General features: G+C 74.8%; 26 protein-coding genes. 7 read left to right on the top strand and 19 right to left on the bottom strand.

Features of this window, described 5'->3' with window-relative positions; genetic code table 11:
• Positions 1-15: 15 nt before the first annotated feature.
• The 5 genes from ACLJTM_RS29450 to ACLJTM_RS29430 form a co-directional block, all read right to left on the bottom strand.
• Entirely contained in the window at positions 16-183 is a 168-nt protein-coding gene (locus tag ACLJTM_RS29450) for a hypothetical protein (RefSeq protein WP_411106799.1), read from the bottom strand.
• A gap of 70 nt (positions 184-253) precedes the next feature.
• Positions 254-2,341, bottom strand: coding sequence for a SpoIIE family protein phosphatase (locus tag ACLJTM_RS29445; protein ID WP_411106798.1), 2,088 nt, complete (start codon positions 2,339-2,341; stop codon positions 254-256).
• Between the two features lie 12 nt (positions 2,342-2,353).
• On the bottom strand, positions 2,354-2,662 hold the full coding sequence (locus tag ACLJTM_RS29440; protein ID WP_411106797.1) for a hypothetical protein: 309 nt from the start codon (positions 2,660-2,662) through the stop codon (positions 2,354-2,356).
• Positions 2,663-2,697: 35 nt separating this feature from the next.
• Positions 2,698-3,954, bottom strand: a complete 1,257-nt coding sequence (locus tag ACLJTM_RS29435; RefSeq protein ID WP_411106951.1) for an NAD(P)-binding domain-containing protein — start codon at positions 3,952-3,954, stop codon at positions 2,698-2,700.
• A 31-nt stretch (positions 3,955-3,985) separates the two neighbouring features.
• Entirely contained in the window at positions 3,986-5,293 is a 1,308-nt protein-coding gene (locus tag ACLJTM_RS29430; protein ID WP_411106796.1) for an ATP-grasp domain-containing protein, read from the bottom strand.
• Between the two features lie 294 nt (positions 5,294-5,587).
• Here ACLJTM_RS29430 and ACLJTM_RS29425 point away from each other — a divergent pair, with 294 nt between their 5' ends.
• Positions 5,588-7,126 carry a glycoside hydrolase family 26 protein gene (locus ACLJTM_RS29425; RefSeq protein ID WP_411106795.1) on the top strand — a complete coding sequence of 513 codons (1,539 nt, stop codon included), beginning with the start codon at positions 5,588-5,590 and terminating at the stop codon, positions 7,124-7,126.
• A gap of 38 nt (positions 7,127-7,164) precedes the next feature.
• Here the strand turns inward: ACLJTM_RS29425 and ACLJTM_RS29420 are convergent, their stop codons facing one another.
• From ACLJTM_RS29420 to ACLJTM_RS29380, 9 genes are all read right to left on the bottom strand, one after another.
• Positions 7,165-8,307, bottom strand: a complete 1,143-nt coding sequence (locus ACLJTM_RS29420) for a GNAT family N-acetyltransferase (RefSeq protein WP_411106794.1) — start codon at positions 8,305-8,307, stop codon at positions 7,165-7,167.
• Complete coding sequence (locus tag ACLJTM_RS29415) at positions 8,304-9,020, bottom strand: lipopolysaccharide biosynthesis protein (RefSeq protein WP_411106793.1); 717 nt, start codon at positions 9,018-9,020, stop codon at positions 8,304-8,306. Before ACLJTM_RS29415 ends, ACLJTM_RS29420 begins: the two co-directional genes overlap by 4 nt.
• Positions 9,021-9,088: 68 nt before the next feature.
• On the bottom strand, positions 9,089-10,291 hold the full coding sequence (locus tag ACLJTM_RS29410; RefSeq protein ID WP_411106792.1) for a glycosyltransferase: 1,203 nt from the start codon (positions 10,289-10,291) through the stop codon (positions 9,089-9,091).
• The gene (locus ACLJTM_RS29405; protein ID WP_411106791.1) at positions 10,288-11,061 is read right to left on the bottom strand and encodes a polysaccharide deacetylase family protein; all 774 of its coding nucleotides are present in this window, start codon (positions 11,059-11,061) and stop codon (positions 10,288-10,290) included. Before ACLJTM_RS29405 ends, ACLJTM_RS29410 begins: the two co-directional genes overlap by 4 nt.
• Positions 11,051-13,138, bottom strand: a complete 2,088-nt coding sequence (murJ, locus tag ACLJTM_RS29400) for a murein biosynthesis integral membrane protein MurJ (protein ID WP_411106790.1) — start codon at positions 13,136-13,138, stop codon at positions 11,051-11,053. The genes ACLJTM_RS29405 and murJ overlap by 11 nt, the downstream gene beginning before the upstream one ends.
• Positions 13,139-13,218: 80 nt before the next feature.
• Positions 13,219-14,607 (bottom strand): O-antigen ligase family protein, encoded by a 1,389-nt coding sequence (locus ACLJTM_RS29395; protein ID WP_411106789.1) that lies wholly within the window; start codon positions 14,605-14,607, stop codon positions 13,219-13,221.
• A complete protein-coding gene (locus tag ACLJTM_RS29390; RefSeq protein ID WP_411106788.1) occupies positions 14,607-16,142 on the bottom strand; it encodes an exopolysaccharide biosynthesis polyprenyl glycosylphosphotransferase in 1,536 nt (511 codons plus the stop codon). Before ACLJTM_RS29390 ends, ACLJTM_RS29395 begins: the two co-directional genes overlap by 1 nt.
• A complete protein-coding gene (locus tag ACLJTM_RS29385) occupies positions 16,139-17,341 on the bottom strand; it encodes a glycosyltransferase (RefSeq protein ID WP_411106787.1) in 1,203 nt (400 codons plus the stop codon). Before ACLJTM_RS29385 ends, ACLJTM_RS29390 begins: the two co-directional genes overlap by 4 nt.
• Before the next feature lie 19 nt (positions 17,342-17,360).
• A complete protein-coding gene (locus ACLJTM_RS29380; RefSeq protein ID WP_411106786.1) occupies positions 17,361-18,533 on the bottom strand; it encodes a DUF3344 domain-containing protein in 1,173 nt (390 codons plus the stop codon).
• 273 nt (positions 18,534-18,806) lie between these two features.
• Between ACLJTM_RS29380 and ACLJTM_RS29375 the strand changes: the two genes are divergently transcribed.
• The 4 genes from ACLJTM_RS29375 to ACLJTM_RS29360 all read left to right on the top strand — a co-directional run bounded on the left by ACLJTM_RS29375 (position 18,807) and on the right by ACLJTM_RS29360 (position 21,468).
• A complete protein-coding gene (locus tag ACLJTM_RS29375) occupies positions 18,807-19,217 on the top strand; it encodes a rodlin (RefSeq protein WP_411106785.1) in 411 nt (136 codons plus the stop codon).
• 238 nt (positions 19,218-19,455) lie between these two features.
• The gene (locus ACLJTM_RS29370) at positions 19,456-19,689 is read left to right on the top strand and encodes a chaplin (protein WP_411106784.1); all 234 of its coding nucleotides are present in this window, start codon (positions 19,456-19,458) and stop codon (positions 19,687-19,689) included.
• A 118-nt stretch (positions 19,690-19,807) separates the two neighbouring features.
• Positions 19,808-20,941 carry a chaplin gene (locus tag ACLJTM_RS29365; RefSeq protein WP_411106783.1) on the top strand — a complete coding sequence of 378 codons (1,134 nt, stop codon included), beginning with the start codon at positions 19,808-19,810 and terminating at the stop codon, positions 20,939-20,941.
• A 179-nt stretch (positions 20,942-21,120) separates the two neighbouring features.
• A complete protein-coding gene (locus ACLJTM_RS29360; RefSeq protein ID WP_411106782.1) occupies positions 21,121-21,468 on the top strand; it encodes a hypothetical protein in 348 nt (115 codons plus the stop codon).
• 69 nt (positions 21,469-21,537) lie between these two features.
• Here the strand turns inward: ACLJTM_RS29360 and ACLJTM_RS29355 are convergent, their stop codons facing one another.
• Together ACLJTM_RS29355 and ACLJTM_RS29350 are read right to left on the bottom strand one after the other, a co-directional pair.
• A complete protein-coding gene (locus ACLJTM_RS29355; RefSeq protein WP_411106781.1) occupies positions 21,538-21,777 on the bottom strand; it encodes a chaplin in 240 nt (79 codons plus the stop codon).
• A 144-nt stretch (positions 21,778-21,921) separates the two neighbouring features.
• Complete coding sequence (locus ACLJTM_RS29350; RefSeq protein ID WP_411106780.1) at positions 21,922-22,350, bottom strand: hypothetical protein; 429 nt, start codon at positions 22,348-22,350, stop codon at positions 21,922-21,924.
• Between the two features lie 272 nt (positions 22,351-22,622).
• On the opposite strand from ACLJTM_RS29350, the gene ACLJTM_RS29345 reads away from it, so the two are divergent.
• Positions 22,623-23,033 (top strand): rodlin, encoded by a 411-nt coding sequence (locus ACLJTM_RS29345; protein ID WP_411106779.1) that lies wholly within the window; start codon positions 22,623-22,625, stop codon positions 23,031-23,033.
• A 135-nt stretch (positions 23,034-23,168) separates the two neighbouring features.
• Here ACLJTM_RS29345 and ACLJTM_RS29340 read toward each other — a convergent pair whose 3' ends face one another.
• The gene (locus ACLJTM_RS29340; RefSeq protein WP_411106778.1) at positions 23,169-23,810 is read right to left on the bottom strand and encodes a vitamin K epoxide reductase family protein; all 642 of its coding nucleotides are present in this window, start codon (positions 23,808-23,810) and stop codon (positions 23,169-23,171) included.
• Between the two features lie 192 nt (positions 23,811-24,002).
• On the opposite strand from ACLJTM_RS29340, the gene ACLJTM_RS29335 reads away from it, so the two are divergent.
• Entirely contained in the window at positions 24,003-24,773 is a 771-nt protein-coding gene (locus tag ACLJTM_RS29335; protein WP_411106777.1) for a DUF6227 family protein, read from the top strand.
• 18 nt (positions 24,774-24,791) lie between these two features.
• Here the strand turns inward: ACLJTM_RS29335 and pfkB are convergent, their stop codons facing one another.
• Together pfkB and ACLJTM_RS29325 are read right to left on the bottom strand one after the other, a co-directional pair.
• Complete coding sequence (pfkB, locus tag ACLJTM_RS29330) at positions 24,792-25,763, bottom strand: 1-phosphofructokinase (protein WP_411106776.1); 972 nt, start codon at positions 25,761-25,763, stop codon at positions 24,792-24,794.
• Positions 25,760-26,521 (bottom strand): DeoR/GlpR family DNA-binding transcription regulator, encoded by a 762-nt coding sequence (locus ACLJTM_RS29325; RefSeq protein ID WP_411106775.1) that lies wholly within the window; start codon positions 26,519-26,521, stop codon positions 25,760-25,762. Before ACLJTM_RS29325 ends, pfkB begins: the two co-directional genes overlap by 4 nt.
• Positions 26,522-26,537 lie beyond the last annotated feature (16 nt).

Genomic DNA, 26,537 nt, shown 5'->3' with positions numbered 1-26,537 from the left:
GGCCGGTAGCCGCCGCTACCGGCACTCGGGCGCCACGCCCGTCATCGACATGAAGGCCACCGCCTGGCACCCGGGCTCCGCGTGCGGGCGGCCCGTCGTCCAGTCCACGACCGTCGGCACCCCGGCAGCCAGCAGGAGCAGCGCCAGGATGCCCGTCGCGGCGCCCCTGCTCAGCCTGCGCACAGCACGTTCCGTCTCATGACGGCATCATCACCCGGCACGCCGCCCCTCACAACTCGGGGTGACGGCCTGCTCACACCGGGTTCCTCGGGCTGCCACCGGCGGTGAACTCGCACCACACCGCTTTGCCGTCGCCGCGGGACTCCACACCCCAGTGCGTGGCGAGCGCGTCCACCAGGAGGAGTCCGCGCCCGGTGGTGGCCGCCTCCCCCGGGGTCCGCCGGCGCGGCCACACGCTGGAGCGGTCCTTGACCCACAGCCGGATCCGCCGGACCGGCTCGGGCAGCACCTCCATCGTCAGCACGGCCCCGCCGTCGGTGTGCAGCAGGGCGTTGACCAGGAGTTCCCCGGCCGCCAGTTCGACGTCGTCGGCAAGTTCGGGCATGCCCCAGTCCCGCAGGGCGTGCCGCAGCGCGTACCGGGCCTCGGACAGGCCCTCGGGGTCGGCCTGGTGGATGTACTGGTGGATCCGCGGGGCCCGGTGGGTGCCCGGGTCGGGGGCCCGGCGCAGCACCAGCAGGGCCACGTCGTCCCCGGAGCCCCAGCGCTCCCAGAGCCGGTCGGAGAGGTGGTCGGCGAGCGCCCCGGCCTCCTGCGGTCCGCTGCGGACGGCGTGGGCGAGGGCCTCCATGCCCTGGGTGATGGCGGTGCCGGGCTCCTCCACCAGCCCGTCGGTGCACAGCACGAGCGTCTCCCCGGGGACCAGGTCGAGCCGGGTCTCGGGGAACTCCTCCTGGGCGAAGGCCGTGGCCAGTCCGAGCGGGAGCCCGCCGCGGACGTTCGGCCAGCCCGTGCGGCCGTCGGTGTGCCGGATCAGCGGGCCGAGGTGGCCTGCGCGGACCGCCCGTACCCCGCCGGTCTCCAGGTCCACCTGCGCGTACATGCAGGTGGCGAAGCGTTCGGTGTCGAGTTCGGCGAGGAAGCGGGAAGCCCGGGCCAGCACCGTGGACGGGGGGTGGCCCTCGCCCGCGTAGGCCCGAAGGGCGATCCGCAGCTGGCCCATGATGGCCGCGGCGTGCGTGTCGTGCCCCTGGACGTCGCCCACGACGATGCCGACCCGGTCGCGGGGCAGCGCGATCACGTCGTACCAGTCCCCGCCGACCTCCCGGCCGCTCCACGCGGAGTGGTAGCGGACCGCGATCTCCCCGCCGGTGATCTCCGGGATGCGCCGCGGCAGCATGGCGGCCTGCAGGCCGGTGGCGAACTCCCGCTCCTGGTCGAACAGGAGGGCCCGCTGGAGGGACTGGGCCACGATGCCCGCCAGGCCCAGGCAGAGGTTGCGCTCCTCGGGGCTGAACTCGCTGCGCCGCCGGTAGAACAGGACCAGGCCGCCGATGGCCTTGGCCTGGGCGATCAGCGGAAGGTAGGCCGCCGCGTCGTACTGGATGCGGTTCAGGTAGTCGCTGAGCAGCGGGAACTCCTCGCCGAGCGCGGCGAGCGAGGTGACGAAGCGGGCCTTGCGGGTGAGGACGGCCCGGGACAGCGGCAGCGAGCCGTCGAGCCGGGTGAGGTTGCGCTCGCTGAGGATCTCCAGCGTCTCGCCGCTCAGCGCGATCATCTTGATGGTGCCGCCCTCGACCAGTCCGAGGGCCAGCCCGTCGGCGCCGAGCCGCTCCAGTGCGCCGGCCCCGGTCAGGGCGGCCGTCACGTCGTCGACGGTCACCGCCCGCGACAGGGCCTCGGTGGTGCGCTGCACGATCGTCGTCTGCTGGATGCGCGCCGATTCCAGCTTGCGCAGCACGGTTGCGTGGGCCAGTTCCGCCGTCGCGTCGCGGACGATGCCGACGATCCGGTACGGCTGCCCCTCGCCGTCCCGCAGGATGCGCCCCTGGGTGTGCGTCCACTGGTCGCGGCCGTCGCGCCGCTGCACCGTGAAGTAGGAGCCGTAGGTCTCCCCGCCGTCGTCGAGGACCGAGGCGACCGCCTCCCCGAGGCGTCTGCCGTCCTCCTCGGGGATCCGCAGCCCCAGCCCCTCCGGGGTGTCGTCGAACTCCTCGGGCAGCAGGTCGAACACGGCCATCCCGGCCTCGTCCAGCAGCAGCGCCCCGGTGCCCAGGTCCCATTCGAAGCTGCCCATGCCGTTCAGTGCGAGCCGCTCCGCGGCCCCGGTCACCGGTGCCGTCCGGCCCTGCCCGGATCTGTCGTGCTCCGCCGCTGCCACGCGTCACACCACCTAACGGCCGGGCCAGCACGGCTGGGAGATGAGCCGCTCCCACTCTTCGTCAGGATGCCCCGGAAGGGTGCGCCCGGCCTCCCGCCAGCGCCTGACGAGCGAGAGGTAGATCGTGGCGGGGTCGGTGGCCGCACCGCCCCCGCGGGGCGCCCCGTACGGAGCGCCGTACGGTCCGGGGGCGTACGGGGCCCCGTACGGCGCCGCGTACGCGCCCGGGGCCTGCCCCCCGGGTCCCGGCGTCCCGGGCTGTTCGGCCCGGCTGGCCGGGATCCGCACCCAGCCGCGGCCCTGTGCTCGCTCCGCGCTCATCGAGGACCCCTCTCACCGCAGATCTCACGGAGATCTCATCGCAGGTACGTCGTCGCCCGGTCGGGCGCGGTCCGTCTGCCGCCCGGCACGGGTCCCCGGGCGCCGAGACGCCCCAGGACTCCTTTCACCAGTCTCCCCGCCGTGAAGCCCGCGCCGTGCACGAATCGCATGGAAGGGCCGAATGAGGGAGCCGTCAGCAGTCCCGCGAAGAACAGGCCGGGCCAGGAGGACTCGAAGCGGGCGCTCAGCTCGGGGGTCCGGCCGGCCCCCACCGTCGCCAGCGCGCCCCGCAGCCCCGCGTCGAGCAGGCCCAGCCGGGCCAGGTCCGGGGTGAACCCGGTGGCGGCGATGACGTGCGCGGCGTCCAGGACCACGGACTCCCCGGTCCTGGTGGTCAGTCCCAGCCGGGTCCGGTCCCCCACCGCGGACGCCCGGTGCAGCCGGTGCCCGAGCAGCACGGGGACGCGCTGCTCGAACCGCTCCCGCAGCCACCAGGCGCCGGCGGGCCCCAGCGCGGTCGCCGCGATCCGCTCCCGGGTCCGGGCGGGCAGCCGGCGCACGGCCCACGGCAGCTCCGACCACGCCCAGCTGCGCCATCCGGTGCCGAGCCCGCTGTGCGGGTCGCGCAGGGACCGCAGCACGGGCCGCTCCAGGGGCTGCGGCACGGTGTTCCAGTTCAGCCGGGAGCCGCGGACCACCAGGCAGGGCCGGGCGCCCTGCTCGGCCAGCAGCGCGGCGGTCTCCAGGGCGGCCTGCCCGGCGCCCAGCACGGCGACCTCCTGCCCGGCGAAACGGGCCAGGTCCCGGTGGCCGCTGCTGTGCGAGTAGTGGGCGGGCGGCAGCTCCCGCAGGGCCCGCGGGTGGTGGACGAAGGGCATCACCCCGACCGCGACGGCGACCGTGCGGGCGAGCAGCTGCGGGCCCTCGGCGGTGCGGATGCGGAAGGCCTCGCCCTGCGGGGCCACCTCCGTGACGGTCACCTCCTCCACCTCCGGCGCGGCGTTGCGGGCGAACCACATCCCGTACGCACTGAACGTGCCGATCGGCAGCGGAGTGCCGTGTTCCGCGGCCAGTCCCCGGGTGGCGCAGTACGCGGCCAGGGTGTGCCGGCCGTCCGGGGCGGACAGATTGGACGACCAGGGCTCCGACTTCAGGTACATGCCGTCGGGCATGTGGTCGCGCCACGAGGCCATCGGCCGGCCCAGGACGCGGACGTCCAGTCCCGCGCCCGCGGCGTGCGCGGCGACCGACAGCCCGTACGGGCCCGCGCCGATCACCACCAGATCGTCCATCCGCGTCACGGCCGTCCTCTCCTCGTCCAGCTCAACGGGTCACCAGCTCATCCGGCTCCGCCGGGGTCTCGGGCGGTGCGGTGCGGGAGGCCGGACCGGCGGAGCCCTGGTCCCGGCCGCGCTGGCGCGGGGCCCGGACCGCCGAGAGGGCCGTGCGGCGGCCCTGTCCGGGCACCCCGCGCAGGACCCGGGCGCCCTTGCCCACCCCGCGTCCGAGGAAGGCCAGCAGCATCGCCAGGAACGGCCCCGGGTCGTCGGCGGCGTACCAGGCCGTCTCGATGCGCCCCCGCTCCCCGGCGCGCCGCCCGCCCGCCGGGCCGCGTGCGGGAGCCGGCGCGGGCGCGGCCCGGCGCTGCGCCGGGCGGTCCGCGGCGGTCTGCGCCGCGGGGCCCGGCGCCGTCCGGCGCGGCAGTGAACGCCCCCGGACCGCGGCCAGCAGCGCGTAGTTCTCGGCGACGAACAGCCGGCCCGGGCCGCCGGAGGGCTGCGGCACCTGCTGGCCCGTCAGGTCCAGGTACATCGCCTGGACGACGTCCAGCCCGGAGGCGTCCGTGAACAGCCGGAACTGCGCGCCGGGGCGGGGGTTGAAGTCGACCAGCCGGAAGGTGCCGTCCTCGTCCCGGCGGAAGTCCAGGTCCAGGATGCCCTGGTAGCCCAGGCGTTCGGCCAGCCGCAGCCCGGCCTCCTCGACCGCCGGGTCCGGCAGCCAGCGCCCCACGGCCGTCAGCCCGGTGCGCACCGGCCAGGACAGCTCCTTGCGGCCGGAGCCGGTGAGCAGCGGGTGCCCGCCCCGGGCGAAGGCGCCGTGGAAGAACCAGTCGGTGTCCGGTCCGGCGGGCAGGAACCGCTGCAGCAGCAGCCGGCTCCCGGCTTCGGCGGACCGCTCGTAGAGCCTGCGCACCTCGGCGGCGGTGTGCACCAGGGTGGTGCTCCGCAGCCCGTCCGCTCCCGCGGGCAGCAGCCAGGGCCGGCTCCACTTGGCGATCACGGGCAGGCCCAGGCGCCACGCCGCGTCGGCCGCCTCCGTGCCGCTCGCCGGGATCACGGTCTCCGGGTGGGCGATGTCCCAGCGGGCGCAGAGCCGGGACAGTTCCGCCTTGTCGGCCACCCGGGCGGGCAGGTTGTCGGGCTGATGGGGGATCCGGAAACGGTCCGTCAGCCCGGGCGCGATCCGGGAGACGGCGATCGCGCTCAGGTCGTCCATCGCGAAGAGCACGGCGGGCCGCCCGATCCGCTCCGACACCCCGGTCAGGCACGTCAGCAGCGCCTCGGGGGCCTCGGGGTCCAGCCCGCCGGCCGGCCCGGGGTGCACGGCACGCAGGTACCGCGAACGTCCCACGGGACCTCCCCCGGCTTCGACGACGGCATGGACCTCCACGCTTTTGCGGCCAAGGGATCTGACGGCGCCAAGGGTTCCGTGGTGGAACGGGTTCCGATCGAGTCTGAGCAGGACCGCGGGGGCATGGGGGGCGAACGCGTGCATGGAGGCGGTGTCTTTCACCTAGTCGGACCAAGCGGGGGTGGTGCGCAGCTGCGAATGGCCTACCCGTCAGTCACCGAACAGGCCATTCGTCATATCTGCTGTCTAACGTCTTTCGTAAGCACACCGATTCAGGAAAGCCCGGGAGACGCCATGCCCACACCACGTCGCCGACTGGCGAGCACCTGCGTCGGTACGGTCACGGCCGGACTGCTCGCCACCGGAGCCGCGCTCGCGGCGCCCGGGGAGGACAGGCCCGCGGGAGCCGGCACCGCCATGGGCGCCTATCTCGACTACGGCCCGTCCGGGGTGGCGCGCATCCCGCAGCTGTCGCGGTGGCTGGGCGGCAGGGAGATCCGGGTGGGCCACACCTACCTCCCGGGTGACGTCTGGCCCGCCATCGAGGGCAACGTCTCCTTCCTGTCGTCCTGGGCGGCCTGGCGGCTGGCGGACGACGACCGGATGTTCGTCCTGAACGTGCCCATGCAGGCCCGCAACGAAGCCCGGGTGTCCGACCGGGAGGTGGCCCGGCTGATCCGGGAGGGTGCGGACGGCCGGTTCGACCAGCACTTCACGAAGCTCGCCGAGCGGCTCGTGGCCCTCGGCGTCCCGGACACGGTGATCGTGCTCGGCTGGGAGATGAACGGCACGACCTACACCCACCGGTGCGGGCCGGACCCGGAGAACTGGAAGGCGTACTGGAGGCGCGTGGTCACCGCGATGCGCGCGGTGCCCGGCCAGGAGTTCAAGTTCGACTTCGCGCCGAACCGGGGTACCGACGCCATCGGCTGGACCAGGTGCTATCCCGGCGACGACGTGGTCGACATCGTCGGGATGGACTCCTACGACCAGGCTCCCGGCCGCACCTTCGACGACCAGATCAGCCAGCCGTACGGACTCCAGCAGCACGTGGACTTCGCAAGAGCACACGGCAAGGAGATCTCGTACCCGGAGTGGGGGCTCTTCCGCAACGGGGACAATCCGGAGTACGTGCGGCGCATGCTGAAGTGGATCGAGCAGCACAAGCCGCTCTACCACACCATCACCGACTACTGCCCGCACGGCGTGTGGCAGTGCAAGCAGAACCCGGACTCCGCGCGGGTCTTCCGTGACGCGCTGACGCCGGAGAAGCCCGGCCCGGTGATCCCGACCCCGGTGGTCCCCACCCCCGTGGTCCCGACCCCGGTGGTCCCGACCCCGGTGGTCCCCACCCCGGTCATCCCGACCCCGCAGGTCCCGACCCCCCAGGTACCCACCCCGCAGGTCCCGACCCCGGCGCCCACGCCCGACGTCCCGGTGGTCACCCCCACTCCGACCCCCACTCCGATCCCGACCCCTGCGGTCCCGAGCCCCGTCCCCAGCACCGAGGCCCCGGTGGCCACCCCGACGCCGAAGCCCGTCCCGACACCGAAGCCCACCCCGACACCGAAGCCCACCCCGACACCGAAGCCCACCCCGACGCCGAAGCCCAGCGCCCCCTCCCCGGAGGCCACCGTCCCGGTCCCGCTGCCCTCGCCCGCGACGCCGAGCCCGGTCGCACCGAAGCCGGACCCGAAGCCGCAGCCACCCGTCAACAGCAAGCTGTGGTGCGTGCCGGTCAACTTCGGCGAATGGCTGTCCAAGCTGGTCGGCAAGCAGTCCGTCTGCGTCCAGCTCGGCTGGGACAAGGGCAGTGGCTTCTGGCCCTTCTAGGCGCGGGCGTCCCGGACGGCGGCCGGGCGCGGGCACGGTCACCGGACCCGGAGTTCGTTGATCCGGGCCCGCCAGTCCCGGGCGGCCGGCAGGGTCTCCCGCAGCCGGTCCACCGCCCGCTCGCGCCCCGTCAGCTGCGATTCGTGCAGTCGCAGGAGGGGTGCGAGCGGGGCCGTGGCCAGCAGCAGCCGCTGGTTGACGACCGTCTCGGGCCGCCAGTGGTTCTTGTACGGCTCGCTGCCGCGCAGGAAGGACACCACCGGGCGGCCGTCGTCGAGCGCCCGCCCGACCTCGTACCGCAGCAGCAGCGTCGCCACGTCCACCTTGCGGGTCCGCAGGTCCGGGTCGGCCCCGTACAGGTAGCCGCCGCTGAGCCCGGCCGAGAGCAGCGTGACGTTGGCCGCCACCGCCTCCCCGTCCAGCCGGAACTCCGTCAGCCGGGCCTCCCCGGTCCGCACCATCCGCCGGGTGGCCCGGGTCAGGTGCTCGGCGAACCGGGGCCGCAGGTGCTCGGGGGTGACCCCGCGGCCGCGCCACTGCTTCTCGTGCAGCCGCAGCAGGGTCCGTACGGCGTCCGGCACCTCGGCCTCGGTGGCCTCGTGCTCGACGATCCCGGCCGCGTCGGTCTTGCGGAGCTTGGCCCGCACCCGCTGCCCGCCGGAGGCAGGCATCCGCTTGACCAGCTCGTCGAAGGGCAGCGCGGGCAGCTCCATGCAGGTGGAGTCGGCGAGCCGGGCGCGCGCCCCGGACCACTGCCCGTACAGGGCCTCGGCCGCCGCCCCCGGACGCACCTCGCGCAGGTCGACGACGGCGCCGCGGGCGGCCCGGTGCAGCCCGCGGGCCAGCGCCGGGAGGACCTGCTCGGCGCTGTCCGCGGCCACCAGCACGTCGAAGTAGTCGGTGATGGGACCCCCGAGCGGCACCAGCAGCGGCAGCGGCCGGTGCACGAGCATCAGCGCGGCCGCGCCGACCAGTTCCTCCCCGCGCCGCACGAGGACGATCCGCAGGCGCCCCTCCTTCCCGTACGACAGCCACCAGGAGTGCAACCAGGCATGGCTCTGGAACGGAGTGGCGGTGGGGCAGCCGCGGACGAGCCGGTTCCACGGCTCTTCCAGCGCGGCGAACTGCCGGGGGTCGCGGCACAGCGTCACCGACAGGGCCCCGGCGGAGCCCGGGGTCATCGCACGGACTCCTTCTCCTTGGTCTCGGAGTGCTCGCCCTGCGCCGGCAGCGAGGCGTACTCCTCGACCGGCGTGGCGGCGGGCCCGCCGGGCAGGCCGGGCTGCTCCCGGCGGCGCCCGCGGTGCGGCCGGGCCAGCAGCCACAGCCCGCCCAGCAGTCCGCCCGCGCACAGTCCGACGGCTGCGCTGACCGGGGCGGACGGGGAAGACGGCTCCGCGGGGGCCACGGCCTGGTTGAACAGGAGCAGTTGGACCCCGGTGTTCTTGGCGGCCTGATTGCTGCTCAGGGACAGGGCGTCGGCCACGGCGTTGGCGATGTCGGCGGCCTCGGCCGGGCTCGTGGAGGTGCCGGTGACGGCGATCATCGGGGACTCGGGGGAGGTCTCGGCCCGGACCTGGGTGCGCAGCCGGCCGGCGCTGAGGCCGGCCCGCGGCTGGGCGTAGGCGAGGGTGGAGCTGCTGGTCGCGATGCGGGCGTAGGCCTGCGCGAAGCCGAGGGCGGTGGCCGGCTCGGTGGTGTCGTCGGGGACGGCGACGACGTAGCTGGTGGCGGCGTACTCGGGCGCCTTGAGCACCCCGTACGCGCCGCCCGCGGCGAGTCCGAGGAGGGCGCAGGCGGGCAGCGGCCACCAGGCGGGCGGCTTCGGCAGCCGCCGCCGGGGCTTCTTCTCGGAGCGGTGGTCGGACTTCTTGTGGTCGGCGGTGTCGGCCATGGGCGTACTCGCTTCCTGGGTGGGGGGTTCGTTCGGATCCCGGCCGGGACGTCCGGGAGGGGGCTGGATCAGCCGGCGCCGCCACCGGCGCGGGCCGGGTCCTCGGGCGCCCGAGCCGTCGGGGGCCGGGGTGCGGGGGCCGGGGCGGCGGTCAGGGCGAGGTCGTAGACGTCCAGGAGCCGCCGGGCGCTGCCTGCGATGTCGTAGCGGCGGACGACCGGCGGCGGGGGCAGGCGCCGGGCCCCCGCCTCCATGTGGCCGCGCAGCGCCCCGACGAGTTCCTCCGTGCCCGGGCCGATGCGCCGGGCGCCGGGGGCCTGGTCGGCCGGCAGGTCGTCGACGGCGGGGCAGGTGACGTGCAGCACCGGCAGTCCCGCGGCCAGCGCCTCGACCACGGCGAGGCCGAAGGCCTCCTCCCGCGAGGCGGAGACGAAGACGTCCATCGCGGACAGCAGGGCGGGAATGCCGGGGGTGCGGCCGTCGGCGCTGTCCCCCAGCGGGTCGCGTTCGCCCAGCAGGTGGATCCGGTGCTGGGCGCCGAGCTCCCCGGCCAGCCGGCGCAGCTCGGCGCGCTCGGGGCCGTCCCCGGCCAGCAGCAGGTGCGCCCCGGGGAGGGCGGCGACGGCCCGCACGAGGACGTCGAACCGTTTGCCGGGGACCAGCCGGCCGACCCCGCCGACGACGAAGGCACGCTCGGGCAGTCCGGTGCGGGCCCGGGTGGCCCGCCGCGTCCCGGCGTCGAAGTGGAAGCGGGCGGCCTCGATCCCGTTGGGTACGACGTGCACCCGTGCGGCCGGCACCCCCCAGCCCTCCAGCCGGGCCGCCACCGTGTCGGAGACGGCGACCGTCGCGGCGCCCAGGCGTTCGCTGGCCAGGTACAGCGAGCGGACCCCGCGCGTCAGCGGGCGGCCCTCCATCTCGCCCTCGCCGAGGGAGTGCTCGGTGGCCACGGTCGCCCGCACCCCGGCGAGCCGGGCGGCGAGGCGGCCGTAGACGCAGGCCCGGTACAGGTGGGTGTGCACGAGGTCGTACCGGCCGCGCCGGATGAACGCCGCCAGCTTCGGCAGCGCCCCCAGGTCGCGGTTGCCCCGCATCCCCAGGTGCACCACGCGGACCCCGTCGGCGCGCAGCCCCTCGGCGACCGGTCCCGGGTTCGTGAGCGTGAGCACGTCGGCCTGCATCGGCAGGTGCCGCAGCAGCAGCCGCAGCTGCTGCTCGGCTCCGCCGACGCCGAGCCCGGTGATGACGTGGAGCGCCCTGACGTCCTTCACCGGCGCACCGCCCGCCGCAGCTCCCGCGCCTGGTGGCGGACCTGCTTGAGGCGCATCCGCGCGGCGCCGTCGGCCTGGCTGACGTGCGTGCGCGGCAGGGCGTGCAGGCCTGTGAGCGGGCCGGGGTCGATGGCGCAGGCGTACCCGTAGCCGGCCTCCCGGGCTGCCGCGACCACGCGGGCGTCGATGTGCCCGTACGGGTAGCAGAACCCCTCGGGCCGGGTGCCGGTCAGTTCGCGCAGCAGGTCGCGGCTGCCCCGCAGCTCTTGGAGGAGTACGTCGTCGGCGGCCGCGGTGAGGTCCTGGTGGAGCAGCCCGTGCGAGCCGACCTCCTGTCCCGCGGCGGCGGCTTCGCGGATGCCCTCGGCGGTGAGCAGGGACTTGCGCGGCCCGAGCGGGTCCCACACGTTGTCGACGCCGAGCCGGCCGGGCAGGACGAAGAGGGTGGCGGTGAAGCCGTGGCGGAGCAGCAGGGGCAGCGCCCGGGTCAGGAAGTCGGTGTAGCCGTCGTCGAAGGTCAGACCGACCAGTCCGGCGCCGCGGCCGGCGGCGCGGGCCCGCAGGAGTTCGCCGACGGACACCCCCCGCAGGCCCCGGGAGCGCAGCCACAGCAGTTGGGATTCCAGGGCGCGCGGGGTCACGGTGATCCCGTACGGGTCCTCGGCGGGGTCGGTGAACTCGGCGACGGAGTGGTACATGAGGACCCACGGCGAAGCGGTCCGGCGGGCGGGGCCCACCGCGGCGGGCGCCGTCTCGGTGTCAGCGGGCATGGCGGAACCTCTGGGTGAGCTGGGAGATCTGGGCGGGCAGGGCGGTGACTTCGAGGGCCTTCATGGCCGTGCCGGTGGCTCCGAACATGGCGGGGACGAGCAGGCAGCCGAGGGCGGCGCTGAGCAGCGGGTCGGGAACCATCGGCCCGGCGATCCAGCCGGTGGCGCAGGCGGCCGCCGCGGACACGGCGAGCCGGCCGATGCTGACGGCGACCCGGCGGACCTGGATGGAGATGATCCGGGAGCCGAGTCCGGTGAGGAGCAGGGCGGCGGTCGTGGTGATGCCGGCCGCGTTGGCGGCGGCGATGCCGTGGATCCCCCACCAGTCGACGGCGAGGGCTCCGGCGACGATGTTGACGAGCAGGCCGGCACCCATCGCGAGCGCCGGGAACCAGATGGGCCGGGCGGTCGAGAAGAAGGGCCGGGACAGCGCGCCGACGAGGCAGTGGCCGAGGAGTCCGAGTCCGTAGACCCGCATGACGGAGGCGGTGGCGAGGGTGTCCTGGTGGGTGAAGGCCCCGCGTTCGAAGAGGACCTGGATGATCTGCGGGGCGTACCCGATGACCATGGCGGTGCCCGTCAGGACGGCGAGGGAGGCGAGGGCGAGGTCCTGTTCCACGCGCCGCCGGGCCTTCTCCAGCTCGCCGCCGGCCATGGCCTGGGCCACCACGGGGAAGGTGACGGTGCAGATCATCAGGGAGAGCACCATGGGCATCTGCGCGACCTTCTGCGCGTAGTTGAGGTGCGAGATGGCCCCGGACGGCAGCGAGGCGGCGAGGAACCGCTCGACGAGCACCTGGGACTGCCGGAAGACGGCGAAGAAGATGACGGGGGCGATGACCCCGAAGGCGATGAGGGTGGGCCGGTCGCGGTCGCGCTGGCTGCGGGGGGTGCGCGGGGCGCGGGCCGGGCCGAAGCCCACGTTGCGGGCGAAGGCGGGGAGTTGGACCAGCACCATCAGCAGCCCGCCGGCGGCCACCCCCGCGGCGGCCGCCCGGACCCCCCACAGGGTGTGCAGGGCCACCATCGTGCCGATGATGCCGACGTTGTACGAGACGTAGATCGCGGCGGGCGGGACGAAGGAGCGGTGGGCCCGCAGGGCGGCGCTGAAGTACCCGGCGACGCCGAAGGAGAGCACGGTCAGGGCGGTCAGCCGGGTGCACTGGACGGCCAGTTCGGGGTCGGGCAGGCCGGGTGCGAGCAGGGCCACGACCAGCGGGGCGGCGAGGACGAGCAGGGAGGCGACCGCGGCCAGCAGGACGGCGAGCCGCGGCAGGGTCGCCCCGACGAGCAGCCGTACGGGGTCCTGGGCGCGGGCCTGAAGGCGGGTCAGCCCGGAGCGGGCGGCCGCGCGCCGGGCGAGGGCCTGGCTGAAGGCGGGCACCATCAGCAGGGCCATGGCGTCCTCGATCAGCAGCGTCGAGGCCATCTCGGGCACGGTCCAGGCGATCAGGAAGGCGTCGCTGTCGTGCCCGGCACCGAAGAGGTGGGCGATGGTCTGGTCCCGCACCAGCCCGAACACCGCTCCGGCGGCGGTGAGTCCGGCGGTGACGGCGGCGGCCTTGGCGAGGAACCGGCCGAGCGGGGCGGGCGCGTTCGCGTCGGGCGGGGTGCGCCCGCCGGAATCGGCCGCGGCGCGTCCCGCTCCGGGCCCGCCGCGCGGCGCGGACGCTGCGGCGGGGGGCCGCCGGCCGGTGCTCCGGGGGGCGGTGGCGACCCGCACGGAGCCGCGCGGGGTGCGTTCGCTGCCGGGCAGGACCGGCGCCCTCGACCATCCGGGGGCGTCGGTGGCGCCGGTGGCGCCGGATGCCGCGCCGCCCCGGGCGTCACCGGCCGCGGGCGCTGCGGCCGGGCCGGCACCGACGGCCGGAGCGGGGCCCTGCCGGACCCCGGCGGGGCCGGCGAGGACGGGACCCCAGAACGGGCCCCGCGGGCCGGGGCCGCCGCCGGTCCCGAGGACGGCGCCGGGCGGCGCGGCGGGGGCGGGCGGCACGGCGGGGGGCGCGGCGGGGACGGGGGGTGCGGACGCCCCGCCCGGCCCGGCGGCGGACGCCCCCGCGGGGGGCGCCGGCGGCATGGCGGGATGCGGCGGACGGCCCGCGGCTGGGGCGACCTCGGTCGCCGCAGCCGCGGGCCGCCGCCTGGGCGTCGTGTCCGTCACCGGGCCGCCGGCCCGTCGTGGGCCTGCCGGACGGGGCCGCCGGGCGGGGCGTCCCCGCGGACCGGCGACGGCAGGGCCCACCACGCGGCCAGTCCGATGATCACTCCGGTGAGGACGGTGGACGGGCCGCCGATGTCCGCGTACAGGAAGTCGGTCAGCTGCCACACGAGCAGGCCGGTCGCGATCAGTCCGCAGTCCCGCAGCGCAGCGCCCCCGGCCCCCGCGCCGGACACCGCCCGGCGCAGGCCGGCGGCGAGCAGCAGTGCCCAGCCGCCCGCCAGCGCGGTCAGCCCGATCAGACCCTGCTCGCTCAGGATCAGCAGGTACATGTTGTGCGGGGAGAGCAGCGGCTGGCGCAGGTACGCCTGTCCCGCGCCGGCGGTGTCGCTGCCGGAGGACAGGCCCAGCGAGGAGTGGCCGTCCCGGTGCGCCGGGAAGCCCTTGAGGCCCACCCCGGCGGCGGGCCGCTCCCGCCACATCGACTCGGCGGCGGCCCACATGGTGTAGCGGTCGGTCACGGACTGGTCGGGGGCGCTGGAGACCTGGGTAATCGAGGTGAGCCGCTCGGCGACCATGTCGGAGCCGACGCCGAGCCCGCCCACCAGGACGACCGCGGCGGCCGCCAGGGCCGCCAGCACCGCCAGGGCGCGCCGGATGCCGGCCAGCACCATGACCAGCACGGCGGCGCCGAGGGTGGCGATCCAGGCTCCGCGGCTGAAGGACAGCACGAGCGGCAGCACCAGCGCCAGGGCGCAGGCCCCCGCCGCCCGCCGGACCCGCCGCGGCAGCCCGGGGGCCAGCGCGGCGGCGGTCGCGACGATCAGCCCGTACGCCACCACGGTGGCCATGCCCATGACGTCGCCGGGGCCGAAGGTGCCCACGGCGCGGACGTCCTCGCCCTGGTAGGAGGCTCCGGTGTGGGTCGCGTACTGCACGACGCCCACCGCCCCCTGCACCAGTGCCAGGACCACGAAGCAGCCGGCGGCGAGCCGGAACTCGCCGGCGTCGCGCACCAGCAGCACCACGGCGGCCGGGACCAGTACGAACACCTGGAGGTAGCGCACGAAGCCGGGCAGGGCCGCGTACGGGTCGCCGGCGGTCACCGTGGCCACGGCCAGTCCCACGGCGGGCATCCCCAGCACCAGCACGCCCAGCGGGCTGAGGGTGCGCACCCGTCCGCGCAGGGCCTGCACCGCGCAGACGGCCACCAGCAGCAGCGAGGCGGCGTCGGCCGGGCCGACCTTCCCGGAGGCGGTCGCGTCGCCCGCCGGGAGCGGGGCCAGCAGGAAGAGCACGGTCGCGGCAAGCGGCAGCAGCGGCCAGTGCCGGCGCAGCAGGTCCGGCAGACGGGGCCGTACGCCGGGCAGGGAGGCGGCGAGGCTCATCAGCTGCCCCCCAGCCGGAACCGGAAGAAGGAGGCCGCGGTGCGGGCGAGGATCCACAGGTCCTGCCAGAGCGACCAGGTGTCGATGTAGTGGTTGTCGAAGCGGGCCCGGTCCTCGATGGAGGTGTCCCCGCGCAGGCCGTTGATCTGCGCCAGGCCGGTGATGCCGACGGGCATCCGGTGGCGGGCCTCGTATCCGGGGTGGATGCTGCTGAACTTCGCGACGAAGAAGGGCCGTTCGGGGCGGGGTCCGACCAGGCTCATGTCGCCCCGTACGACGTTCCACAGCTGCGGCAGCTCGTCCAGCGAGGATTTGCGCAGGAAGGAGCCGACCGGGCTCATCCGGCGGTCGCCCGCCACGGTCCAGCGGGTGGCGGCCTCGTGCTCGTCCGCGCGCAGGGTACGGAACTTCAGCAGGGTGAAGGGGCGCCCGTACAGGCCGACCCGCTCCTGGCGGAAGATCACCCCCGGGCCGTCCCAGACCCGGACGGCCACGGCGCAGACGGCCATCACGGGGGCCGCGGCGACCAGTGCGAGCGCCGCCAGCAGCCCGTCGATGCCCCGCTTGACCCAGCGTTCCAGCGGCCGCGACGGGCGCGGCAGCAGCGGCTGCACGGCGTACCCCCACAGCTGGTCGGCGGGGTGCGGCAGCCGCATGCCGGTGATCTTGGCGGTACCGGCCGGGTCGGCGAGCCACAGCCGGCAGCCGTGGTCGTGGAAGAGCCGGACCAGCGAGGCGGTGCGCTCGTCGGCTTCCGCCGGGCGGGTGAACACGGCGTGCCGGACGGAGTTCTGGATGACCGCGCGCCGTACGTCCTCGTGGGTGACGAGCACGGGCAGCGCGCCGGGCCGGACCGGCTGCGGTTCGCCGTCGCCGGCCGGGGTGTCGGCCAGGCCCACGGGGCGCAGCCCGTACTCGGGGCGGCCGTGCAGGGCGGCGGCCACGGCGGCGGCCCCGGCGCCGGGCCCGACCACGAGGGCCGAGTCGGGCCTGCGGCGGGCGGTGCGGCGGCGCAGCTGGTGGGCGAACCCGCGGCCCGCGCACACCAGGACGGTCTGCAGGCAGACCGCGGTGAGCAGCGCGCTCCAGGCCAGCGCCCGGTGCGGGTCGACGGCGGCGGCCACCGCCGCGGCGGCGCACCACAGGGCGGCCGACCGTCCGGCCAGCGCGGGCAGGTCGCGCAGCGCGGACGGGGCCAGCCGCGGCCGGTACAGCCCGGCCTGCGCGTGCAGCGCGGCGAGCACCGCGGCGGCCGGCAGGACGGCCGCGGCCGGCAGGGCGGGGCCCGGCAGGGCCGTCGCGGTGAGGACGGCGGCCAGTGCGTCGGCGGCCAGCAGCGGCAGGACCCCGTCGCCGCGGCGGATCCGCTGCGGCCGTGCGGCGGCGCGGGCCTGGCCGGTCCGGGGGCCGCGCGGGGGGTGGATGGCGGTCGTGGAGCGGCGGGCGACCGGGGGCGGCGGCGCGAAGGCGCTGCCGCCGGCGGGCCCGGTGCCGCCCTGCCCGGTGTGCCGGGCGGGTGCGCTGTCCATCGTCATCGGCTGATGCGCTCCTGGTTCGAGGGCCGGGGCCTGCCCAGCAGTTCGTGGTACAGGCCGGTGACCGCTTCCGTGGTCCGCCGCACGTCGAAGTCCGTCCGGGCGTGCTGCCGGGCCTGCTCCCCGAGTTCGGTGAGCAGCCGCGGTTCGGAGAGCAGCCGTCCCAGGGCCTTGGCCAGGGCCGTCGGGTCCTCCGGCGGCACCAGGCACAGCCGTCCCTGGCCGGGCGGCAGGCTCTCCCTGGCACCGCTGACGTCGGAGACCAGGACGGGCCGGCCGCAGGCCATGGCTTCGAGCGGGGCGAGCGCCATGCCTTCCCACCGCGACGGCAGTACAACGAGATCGGCGGCCCGAAGCCACGGTCGGATGTCGCGGGCGGCTCCGGCGAAGAGCACTCCGGGCGGCGCCGTGCGGCGCAGCCGTTCGGTGTCGGGGCCGTCGCCGACGAGGGCGAGGCGGGCTCCGGGGACGGTCGCCACCAGCTCCGGCCAGGCCCGGAGCAGGACGTCCTGCCCCTTCTGCCGGCACAGGCGGCCCACGCAGACGGTGAGCGGCCCGTCGCCTCGGAATCCGGCGGGCAGGGGCAGTCCGGCCCGGGCCCGGGCCTTGTCCTGGTCGGGGTCGGCCACCCCGGGGCGGAAGTGCTCCAGGTCCACCCCGTTGCGGACCACGGACCAGTCGGCGGTGATGCCCTCGGTCGCGCCCGCGCGGCGTTCGGCCTCGCTGACGCAGAGCACCCGGTCGGCCCAGCGGGACCCGAACCGCTCCCAGCGCAGGGCCAGCGCGGCGGTGGCCCCGCCGACGGCGTCGAAGGACCAGGCGTGGGGCTGGAAGACGGTGGGCAGGGTGCCGCGGACGGCGAGGCGGCCGGCGAGTCCCGCCTTGGCGCTGTGGGCGTGCAGCAGGTCGGGCCGGGCCCGGCGGACCAGTCGGCGGGCGCCGAGCACTTCGGCGGGCAGGGCGGGCCCGGGCGCCCGGCCCGCCCGCCAGGGGAGGACCTGCGCCCCGGCGTCGCGGGCGGCGTCGGCGAGGGTGCCGCCGCGGGGGCAGCCGACGACGGTGCGCAGCCCGGCGGCGGTCTGGGCCCGGACGAGGTCGACGACGACCCGGGCGACACCGCCGTCCACGGGCTGGACGAGGTGCAGCACGGTCAGGGGGCGGTCGGGGCGGGGCGGGGCGGAGGAAGGCTGTGTCGGCACGCGGAGTGGTCTCCTACGTTCAGCGGCGCGCGTCTGTCTGAACGAAGAGCACACCGAGGAAATGACCCTGGCTTTCGCCCGTGAACCTGAAGTTCAGGCTGCGGGCACCACCGGACAGGGCGGGACTCAGGTCGAACACGTCCGCGTCATATCCGAGGTTATTCATATGTTCGGGCTGTCGCACGAACGGGCGACGGCCGAATTCCGTGATCGTGGAATTCATAACATCATTAAAAGGATTTTCTGCATCACTGAGGCTCACCCGGCGCCCGCTGTCCGCGGTCACGGTCAGTGAGTCCCCGAGGCTCCCCCGGTCCCCGTCGTAGCCGACCACCCCGGCCCGTCCCGCGGCCCCCGCGGGGGCGTCCAGGCCGCTGATCTCGACCGTCTCCCCGGCCGCCTCGCCCCCGCCGGCGGCCAGCGGCTCGAAGCCGTCCCACAGCGAGATCCGGCGCAGCGGCTCCTGCGGGTGCTCGTAGGCGACGACCAGCGTCCAGCCGCCCCAGGCACCCGCTTCGGAGTGCCCCATGGCGATGTTGAGCTGGGAGACCGTCCACATGCCGGCCCCGCCCCCGCGGACCAGCGGGGTCACGTCGGCGGAGGCCTGGTAGGCGTCGCTGCCCGCGTCCACGCGGTGGCCGATCACGGTGTCGGCCAGCACCTCCTTGTACGCGCCGCCGGGCTCGGCGACGAGCACCCGGCCGTTGTCCTCGGGGGGCTTCTGCTCCCCGACCCGCAGGTTCCCGCCCCAGTACAGCCGGGCGTACGAGACCTTCGCGCCCTTGGGGACCTTCAGCTCGGCCCGGGTCGAGTTGTAGGTGTCCGGGTCCTTGTCGACCTCGCTGTAGAACATCTCGTAGTCGCCGTTGACCCCCGCCGCCCCCCGCTCGACCTCGGCGCACGGCTCCGCCTGGGGGGACTGCACCCCGCGGCAGCCGATGCCCGCATTGGAGGCCCGGACCAGTCCGCCGTGCTGCACGGCCTGGTAACGCTGGGTGAACGGGATCCGCGGCAATTCCTTCGGGGCGGGAGGAGCGGCCCAGGCGACCGGGACGTTGACGGAAAGTGCGAGGCAGGACAGCAGACCGAGCGTGCCGAGGATTCTGCGGGAGGAACCCATGACCCTGTCTCCATATTCGATCAAGGGGACAAAACAGGAGTGCACTTTGTCAGAAATCGGGCTGGAAATCACGTCGGACTCGCTCGTACGGCCTTTTGGGCGATGGCACGCACCCTCACCGCCGGCGGGTCGTTATGGCGTGAACCATTGCCCGGACGAAAAAGCGCGCCGCGGCCCTCCGGGACCCTTCTCCCGCCCCGCTCCGGGCCCGCCCGGCGAACGCCTGAGCGTCAACCCCGCCGTCCGAAACGGCGGCATCCGGGTGAAGCCACGCAACCCGAACCGCTGCCGGCCCGTTGTTCCGGATGCTCCAGTACCGGGCAATCCTGCAAAAAAGGGACGACAATGATCAAGAAGATGATGGCCACGGCAGCGGTTGCGGCCTCGGTCGTGGGCATGGGTGCCGCCATGGCGCCGCAGGCGATGGCCATCGGGAACGACAACGGCATCAACACCGTGAACGGCAACGGCGCCTCGCAGATCTACGGCAACCAGGCCACGTACGGCAACATGAGCCCGCAGATGGCGCTGATCCAGGGCTCGTTCAACAAGCCCTGCATCGCCCTGCCGGCGAAGGCCAACGTCCAGTCGGTCCTCGCGCTCGTCAACGTCGGCGTCCAGGACATCCCCGTCCTGTCCAGCCCGCAGAACCAGCAGTGCACCGAGAACTCCACCCAGGCCAAGGGCGACGAGGCTCTCTCGCACATCCTCAGCAACATCCCGATCCTCTCCGGCAACGCGTCCGCCGGCAGCTGATCGCGCACCGCGCCAGCGAGGCCGCCGCACCTCCGGGTCGCGGCGGCCTCGCCGCGTGTGGGGCGGCGGCGCACTCCGCGCATACCGCCGCCGCCACCGCCAGCGGCGCCCCGCGAATTCCGGCGGACGTCGGGGCGAATTACCGGACACCCGCCGAAAAAATGCGGTTTCTTTTTCCGGAGCCGCTCGTTGTTGATTTTGCAGTGGATACGCCTCTGCGGGAAAGGATCGAAATCAAATGACGTACAAGAAGGCAGTGGTGCTGGCCGCCGGCGTTCTGATGGCCGCCGGTGCCGCCTCCCCCGCCATGGCCGACGCCGGCGCAGCGGGCGCGGCCGTGGGCTCCCCCGGCGTGCTGTCCGGCAACCTGCTCCAGGTCCCGGTGCACATCCCGGTGAACGTCTGCGGCAACACCGTCAACGTGATCGGTCTGCTGAACCCCGCGTTCGGCAACACCTGCGTCAACGCCTGACGTCACGCGCCCGCCAGGGCAGACCTCCTCGGGGTGGCCTCGGAGTGCACGGCGGTGCACTCCGAGGCCGCCTTCGATCCAGCCACCGGCGGCTGTGCCGGTAGACAGGGAAGGACCCATGCGACAGGTACTGAGCCGACAGGTACTGGGCAAGGGGATGCTCACGGCGGCGGCCGCGTCGAGTCTGCTGTCGATCGCGACCGGCGCGGCGTACGCCCACCCCGGAGCGAGCGCCGAGGCCGCCCACTCACCGGGCGTGCTGGCCGGCAACAGCGTCTCGGTACCGATCACCTTCGCCCCGAACGTGTGCGGCAACAGCGTCGACGGCGGTGCCGCGCTCAACCCCGCGATGGGGAACACCTGCGCCACCACGACCGGCGCGGACACCCGGCACTCCCACGAGGAGTACGCGCGCCACCTCAGCCCCGAGAACGCGCAGGCCCTTGAGCGCTACCTCGACGAGCGCGAGGCGCGGCACGCCCTGCCGCAGCAGCGCCACGAGGAGGCCGAGCAGGAGGCCCCGCGTGCCCACCGGCCCCGGCATGCCGCCCCGCGGCACGCCGCCCCGCGCCACGAGGAGCCGCGCCACGAGGACGGCTACGGCGACTCCGGCGAGGGCGGACAGCCCGAGGAGGAGTGCGACGACCACCCGCGGGCCACCCCGCCGCCCCCGGCGCAGCACGCTCCCCCGGCCCCCGCCCCGGAGCCGGTCCAGGAGGCTCCCGCGCCCCTGCCGGAACCCCAGCCTGAGCCCGTGCCCCAGCCCCTCCCGGCGCCCGGTCCCGTCCACGAGGCCCCCGCCCCGGAGCCGGTACCGCAGCCCGCCCCGGAGCCCCCGCCGCACACCCTGCCGGCGCCCGCCCCGGCCGAGGAGGCGCCGCACACGCTGCCGGCCCCCGCCCCGGCCGAGGAGGCGCCCGCGCCCCGGCCGCCGCACGGCAGCCAGGTCGTGGAGCACCCCGCCCCGGCGCCCGCGCCGGAGGCCGTGCCCGCGGACCAGCCGCCCGGCTCCCCCGCCGGCGACACCCCCGTGCACCTGCCCCCGGCCCCGGAGCCCGGGCCGCAGCCGCTCCCGGCACCCGCCCCGGCTCCGGCGCCCGGTTCCGGCACGGTCCCGGCTCCCGCTCCGGCCCACGTGAGCGCGCCGGTGCTGGCCGAGACCGGAGCCGGCCAGCCCGCGGCCGCGGCGGTCCTCGCCTCGGCCCTGATCCTGGGCGGCGCCATCCTCTACCGGCGCTCCCGGACCGTCTGACCGCCGTACCGGTCATCGGAAATGGATATCGGCCGGAGAGTCCTTTGTCGGATTCTCCGGCCGCTGCCGTGTACATACGCCCCTGCGTTTCCGCAGCGGCCGCCCATCGTTACCCAAGGCGAATGCAGCGCGACGGTCGCCGCTCCCACTTCCGTTCACGAAAGAAAGAGGATTTCGAAATGAAGCTCTCGAAGGTCGCCGCCGTCCTGGCCGGCTCCGTGGCCGCACTCGGCGCCTCCGCCCCCGCCTTCGCCGCCGATGCCCCGGCCGCCATGCCGATGAGCCTGACCAGCGGGGTGACGGCGGTGACGGATGCCGTGAACCCCGTCTCCGAGTCGCTCCCGCAGACGGTGGGCAACGGGCTCGCCGAGCAGGGCGGCCACGTCGACAAGGTCCTGGGCACCGTCCAGAAGGTCAACAAGGTCCGCAACGACGTGCCGGGCGAGGTCCTCGGTCTGGCGAACGGGGCCACGCAGGCCTCCCCGGAGCTCCTCGGCGGTGTGAAGCTCAACGGCGGCGCCCACTGAGCGGGCCCGGACATGACTGTGGGCGCCACCGGCGAGGCCGGGGCGCCCACAGTCTTGTGTGCGCTGACGTCAGTCGTTGACGCAGACGTTGCCGAACGCGGGGTTCAGCAGGCCGATGACGTTGACGGAGTTACCGCAGACGTTCACCGGAATGTGGACCGGGACCTGGGCCAGGTTGCCCGAGAGGACACCGGGGGAACCCACGGCCGCGCCCTCGGCCGACGCGTCGGCGACGGCGGAGCCGGCGGCACCGGCCGCAGCGAGACCAGCGGTGGCCAGGACCAGGGCGGCCTTCTTGGCAGAGTTCATGGGAAGTGCACCTTCTGTTCGATGTTCTGCCCCGATGCGGGGCGCACACCGAGCGAAACGGTCCAGCTTCCCAGACGACACGGTTCCGCGCACGATCAGACCTGTTCAGCCCAATCGTCGTAACCTCTGCGCGCCCCCGGACCGTTAGGGGAGGCTGCCGAGCCCGTCCGGGAGCTCCGGCAGGTCGGGGACCTCCGGGAGCTCCGGCGTCAGCTCCACCGGCGCCGCCGGGCTCGGCAGGGCCGGCGGGACGAGCGCGGGCAGCTCCGGCAGTTCGACCCCGGGGATCTCCGGGAGTTCCACGCCCGGGATCTCCGGCAGCTTGATCTCGGGGAGCTTGATCTCCGGGATCTTGATGTCCGGCAGCGTGACCCCGGGCGGCAGCAGGCCCTTGATCGCGTCGAGGATGCCCTTCACGAGGTCGTCGACGGGGCCGGCGGCTGCAGCGCGCGGCGCTGCCGCGCGGTCCCCGGCGTCGAGGGCGCTCGCCGGAGCCGCCGCGCCGAAGAGTATGGCGGCGGCGAGGGCCGAGGGGACGAGGATCCGGGCGCGGGACGGCTTCGTGCGGTGCATGGGTGTTTCCTTCTCGTGTCGCGCAGATAAGCGGAACTGATCGATCCGCCTTCTCACCCACCGTGCGAACACCTTGCACGGAGCGCAACCGGAGCGATCCGCGCTGCGGGCTGCGTACGGGCTTCGCGCAGGCGTCCGGGGGCCTCTCACCCGGGCCGGGGAAAACCACTCCCGGCGCAGGCCGTTTGAGTGAAGCAGCGGAACCAACCCCCCGTCAGGGCAGTTGACCAGGACGCTCCATCAGCGGGCACTCGTGCGACAGAAGGATCAAGATGTTCAAGAAGTTCATGACCGCCGCCGCGGTCTCCGCCGTTGCCGTCGGCGCGGGCGCTGCTGCTGCTGCCCCGGCCATGGCCATCGGCAACGACAACGGGATCAACACCGTCAACGGCAACGGCTCCCAGCAGATCTACGGCAACCAGAAGACCGCCGGCGACCTGAGCCCGCAGCTCGGCCTGGTCCAGGGCACCCTGAACAAGCCCTGCATCGGCCTGCCGGCGAAGGTCAACGCCCAGTCGATCCTCGCGCTCATCAACGTCGGCGTCCAGGACATCAACGTCCTGTCGAACCCGCAGAACCAGCAGTGCACCGAGAACTCCACCCAGGCCAAGGGTGACGAGCCGCTCTCGCACCTGCTCAGCAACATCCCGGTCCTCTCGGGCAACGCCTCCGTCGGCAGCTGAACCCCGCTCCCGCGCCCTGACGAACGGCGCGGGCCCCCGCGGCCCGTGGAGCGCTGAGACGAGGGCCCCGGCAGCCACCGGCTGCCGGGGCCCTCGCGTGCGCCCGTACGGATGCGGGCCCGCCGGCCCGTCGGATCAGGAGGTCCAGAACTCCCACCACCGGGTGAGGATCAGCATCCCGATCACCCCGGTGTGCAGCACGGGCGGAACCCAGGCGAACTCGGCGAAGAAGCCGCGCAGCGGGCCGGGTGCGGGGAGGACCCGGGTGCGGAGGTTGTGCGCGGTGACCGCCCAGAACATCAGCAGGGTCGCCGCCCAGGCCAGGCAGCACCAGAGGCAGAGCGCGTTGATCTCGTAGAGCGACTGGACCATCAGCCAGGAGCAGAAGCCGACGCCGAAGAGGGTGCCCGCGTTCAGGCCCAGCCAGAACCAGCCACGGTAGGCGGCCCCCGCCAGCAGACCGGCGCCGGCGCACACGACGACGGCGTAGGCCGCCAGGCCCAGCATGGGGTTGGGGAAGCCGAAGGCCGCCGCCTGTTCGCTCTGCATCACGCTGCCGCAGGAGACGACCGGGTTGAGACTGCAGGCGGGCTTGAAGTCCGGGTCCTCCAGCAGGAGGAACTTGTCGAGGGTGATCACCCAGGAGGCCAGCACCCCGGCGGCCCCGCTGAGCACCAGCAGCCAGGCCAACCCCCGCGGTACGGGCTGCTGTTCGCCCTCGTGTCCGGTTCCGGGCCGTCCCTGCTGGCGGGGAACGCCCACTGTATTCGTTGCCATGCGGCCCATAGTCCCGCGCTCCACCACAGAGCAGGCCGAACCATGCTGATTCCGCTGCAAGTTGACCTGAAGGTGTGGCGGGAACCCCCGGCGCTTCCCGGACGTTTTACCGAACCCCGGACGTGATGTCAGACCCAGGGGCTACGTTGTGCTTCCGCTGAGTGACAAGCTGCGACGGCCTGGAGACCCACCTTGAGCGATCCGTACGAGACAACCGAGGCCCACCTCGATCGACTCCTGGGCCGCGCCCTCAACTCCTTCGACCTGCCGGACCGGTTGGTGGAGCGCCTCACCACGGCGCTCGCCCACAGCTCCTCACTGCACACCGCCCACCACAGTCCGGCGACGGGACTGTGGCGGGAGATCCACCAGCACACCCACCTGCTGGCCGACGGCGGATCGGCCGCGCTGTGGGAGCTGGTGTACCGGCAGGAGGGGGACCGGTCCGTCCGGCACGAGCTCTTCCTGAGCAAGGCGGAGGCCTGCCTGGCGGTGGCCCGGCTGTTCGGCGAGGCTCCCGCCGAGGCCGGCCTGGATCCGGCCCTGCTACCCGGGGACGAGGAGCCGGATGACGACATGGCGGCGCTGAGCGCGCTGTTCGCGGCCTCGGCCCCGGCGCGGGGGCACCGGGAGTACGCGGTGGAGGAGTCAGCCGACCACGCCCGGCGGGTGCTGCGCCGCGCGGAGAACGAGGACCGGCCCGGCGAGGGGACGGCGCAGCTGCTCCGTTCGGCGTACGCGCACCGGATCACCCAGGCGTTCGGCGGCCGCCGCACGCCGTCGGACGGACGGGAGGGCGGCTTCCAGCTCTACGAGCACGCCTTCGTCCTGCTGGACGGTTCGGAGGTGAGCCTGTGGGAGGTGGAGCACACGGCGACGCCGGACGGACGCCACATGTGCGAGGTGTACGAGAGCGAGGCCGCCGCGCGGGGCGCCATGGAAGTGCGCGCGCGGGTGCGCTGAGGAGACAGGCCGTCCGGGTCAGAGCGCGGCGGGCTGGGACAGCGGGAGGTCCAGGGGCGGTTCCTGGCTGAGGTGCACCGCCCCGGGGCGCAGGTCCGCGGGGGTCGGCATGGCGCTGCCGGGGAGCCGGACCGCGGCCGCGCCATGGGCCAGCGCCGAGGCCAGGGCCCGTGCGGGGCGGCCCGCCGCGGGGCCGTCGGGACCGGCGGCGATCAGGAAGCCGGCGAGCGAGGCGTCGCCGGCGCCGACGCTGCTGCGCACCGCTTCGGCGGGGGCGGTGCCGTGGAAGGCGCCTTCGGCGGAGACCAGCAGCTGGCCGTCCGCGCCCAGGGTGGCCAGTACGGCGCCGGCCCCCAGCGAGCGGAGCTCCTCGGCCGCCTTGAGCACGTCGCCGAGGGTGGCGAGGGGGCGGCCGACGGCCTCCGCCAGTTCCACCGCGTTCGGCGTGACGAGGTCGGGCCGGGCGGGGAGCGCCGCCAGCAGGGCCGCGCCGGAGGTGTCCAGGGCGACGCGGGCGCCCGCCTCGTGGGCGCGCTCGACGAGTTCGGCGTACCACCCGGGGCCGAGGCCGGGCGGCAGGCTGCCGCAGCAGGCGATCCAGTCCGGGCTGCCGGCGCAGGTGCGTACCGTCTCCAGCAGGAGCGCGGACTCCTGTGCCGAGAGCTCCGGGCCGGGCGAGTTGACCTTCGTGAGGGTGCCGTCCGGTTCGACGAGGGAGACGTTCGAGCGGGTGCGGCCGGCGACCGAGACCGCGGTGACGTCCACGCCCTCGATGCCGAGCAGACCGGCGAGCAGGGTTCCCGTGGCACCGCCCAGCGGGAGGACCGCCGTCGTGCGCAGGCCCGCGGCGGAGACCACCCGGGAGACGTTGACGCCCTTCCCGCCGGGGTCGACCCGGTCGCCTTCGGCGCGCAGCACCGCACCGCGGTCCAGTGAGGGGATCTCGTAGGTCCGGTCGAGGGAGGGGTTGGGGGTGACGGTGAGGATCATACGAGCACGACTTCCGTACCGGCGGCCTCGATCGCCGCTTGCTGTTCCGGGGCGAGCCCGGTGTCGGTGATGAGCAGGTCGACCTCCGTGAAGGAGGCGAAGCGCGCGAAGTGCTCCCGGCCGGCTTTGGCGGAGTCGGCGAGGAGGACGACGCGGCGGGCGGCGCCGATCGCGGCCCGTTTGACGGCCGCCTCGGCGAGGTCGGGGGTGCTCAGGCCGCGGTCGGGGCAGAAGCCGTTGACCGCGAGGAAGAGCACGTCGGCGCGGATCTCGGCGTAGGCGCGCAGCGCCCAGGCGTCGACGGCGGCGCGGGTGCGGTGGCGGACCCGGCCGCCGACCAAATGCAGCTCGATGCCGGTGTGGCCGGCGAGGCGGGCCGCGACCGGCAGGGCGTGGGTGACCACGGTGAGCGCCGTGTCCGGGGGGATGCCGGCGGCGAGGCGGGCGACGGTGCTGCCCGCGTCGAGGACGATGCTGCCGCCGTCCGGGAGTTGGGTCAGGGCGGCGGCGGCGATGCGGCCCTTCTCGTCGGCGGCGGTGCCCTCGCGTTCGGTCAGGTCGGGCTCGAAATCGAGCCGCCCGGCCGGTATCGCCCCGCCGTGCACCCGCCGGACCAGGCCCGCCCGGTCCAGAGCCGTCAGGTCCCGGCGGACGGTCTCGGCCGTCACCTGGAAACGGTCGGCAAGAGACAGCACCTCCACCCGGCCCGCCTCACGGGCGAGGCGGAGGATCTCCTGCTGACGCTCCGGTCCGTACATGGCGCCGTCCGCTCCA

The sequence above is a fragment of the Streptomyces sp. cmx-4-9 genome (assembly GCF_046548835.1).
In the GTDB taxonomy this organism is placed as follows: domain Bacteria; phylum Actinomycetota; class Actinomycetes; order Streptomycetales; family Streptomycetaceae; genus Streptomyces.
Note: the sequence above shows the minus strand (reverse complement) of the source record. Positions and strands in the feature narration are given on the sequence as shown.

Bases quoted from the DNA above. Each gene is read 5' to 3' on its own strand.
- ACLJTM_RS29440 (WP_411106797.1), bottom strand. From the start codon at position 2,662: ATGAGCGCGGAGCGAGCACAGGGCCGCGGCTGGGTGCGGATCCCGGCC.
- ACLJTM_RS29435 (WP_411106951.1), bottom strand. From the start codon at position 3,954: ATGGACGATCTGGTGGTGATCGGCGCGGGCCCGTACGGGCTGTCGGTC.
- ACLJTM_RS29425 (WP_411106795.1), top strand. From the start codon at position 5,588: ATGCCCACACCACGTCGCCGACTGGCGAGCACCTGCGTCGGTACGGTC.
- ACLJTM_RS29420 (WP_411106794.1), bottom strand. From the start codon at position 8,307: ATGACCCCGGGCTCCGCCGGGGCCCTGTCGGTGACGCTGTGCCGCGAC.
- ACLJTM_RS29415 (WP_411106793.1), bottom strand. From the start codon at position 9,020: ATGGCCGACACCGCCGACCACAAGAAGTCCGACCACCGCTCCGAGAAG.
- ACLJTM_RS29405 (WP_411106791.1), bottom strand. From the start codon at position 11,061: ATGCCCGCTGACACCGAGACGGCGCCCGCCGCGGTGGGCCCCGCCCGC.
- murJ (WP_411106790.1), bottom strand. From the start codon at position 13,138: ATGCCGCCGGCGCCCCCCGCGGGGGCGTCCGCCGCCGGGCCGGGCGGG.
- ACLJTM_RS29395 (WP_411106789.1), bottom strand. From the start codon at position 14,607: ATGAGCCTCGCCGCCTCCCTGCCCGGCGTACGGCCCCGTCTGCCGGAC.
- ACLJTM_RS29390 (WP_411106788.1), bottom strand. From the start codon at position 16,142: ATGACGATGGACAGCGCACCCGCCCGGCACACCGGGCAGGGCGGCACC.
- ACLJTM_RS29375 (WP_411106785.1), top strand. From the start codon at position 18,807: ATGATCAAGAAGATGATGGCCACGGCAGCGGTTGCGGCCTCGGTCGTG.
- ACLJTM_RS29370 (WP_411106784.1), top strand. From the start codon at position 19,456: ATGACGTACAAGAAGGCAGTGGTGCTGGCCGCCGGCGTTCTGATGGCC.
- ACLJTM_RS29365 (WP_411106783.1), top strand. From the start codon at position 19,808: ATGCGACAGGTACTGAGCCGACAGGTACTGGGCAAGGGGATGCTCACG.
- ACLJTM_RS29360 (WP_411106782.1), top strand. From the start codon at position 21,121: ATGAAGCTCTCGAAGGTCGCCGCCGTCCTGGCCGGCTCCGTGGCCGCA.
- ACLJTM_RS29355 (WP_411106781.1), bottom strand. From the start codon at position 21,777: ATGAACTCTGCCAAGAAGGCCGCCCTGGTCCTGGCCACCGCTGGTCTC.
- ACLJTM_RS29350 (WP_411106780.1), bottom strand. From the start codon at position 22,350: ATGCACCGCACGAAGCCGTCCCGCGCCCGGATCCTCGTCCCCTCGGCC.
- ACLJTM_RS29345 (WP_411106779.1), top strand. From the start codon at position 22,623: ATGTTCAAGAAGTTCATGACCGCCGCCGCGGTCTCCGCCGTTGCCGTC.
- ACLJTM_RS29340 (WP_411106778.1), bottom strand. From the start codon at position 23,810: ATGGCAACGAATACAGTGGGCGTTCCCCGCCAGCAGGGACGGCCCGGA.
- pfkB (WP_411106776.1), bottom strand. From the start codon at position 25,763: ATGATCCTCACCGTCACCCCCAACCCCTCCCTCGACCGGACCTACGAG.
- ACLJTM_RS29325 (WP_411106775.1), bottom strand. From the start codon at position 26,521: ATGTACGGACCGGAGCGTCAGCAGGAGATCCTCCGCCTCGCCCGTGAG.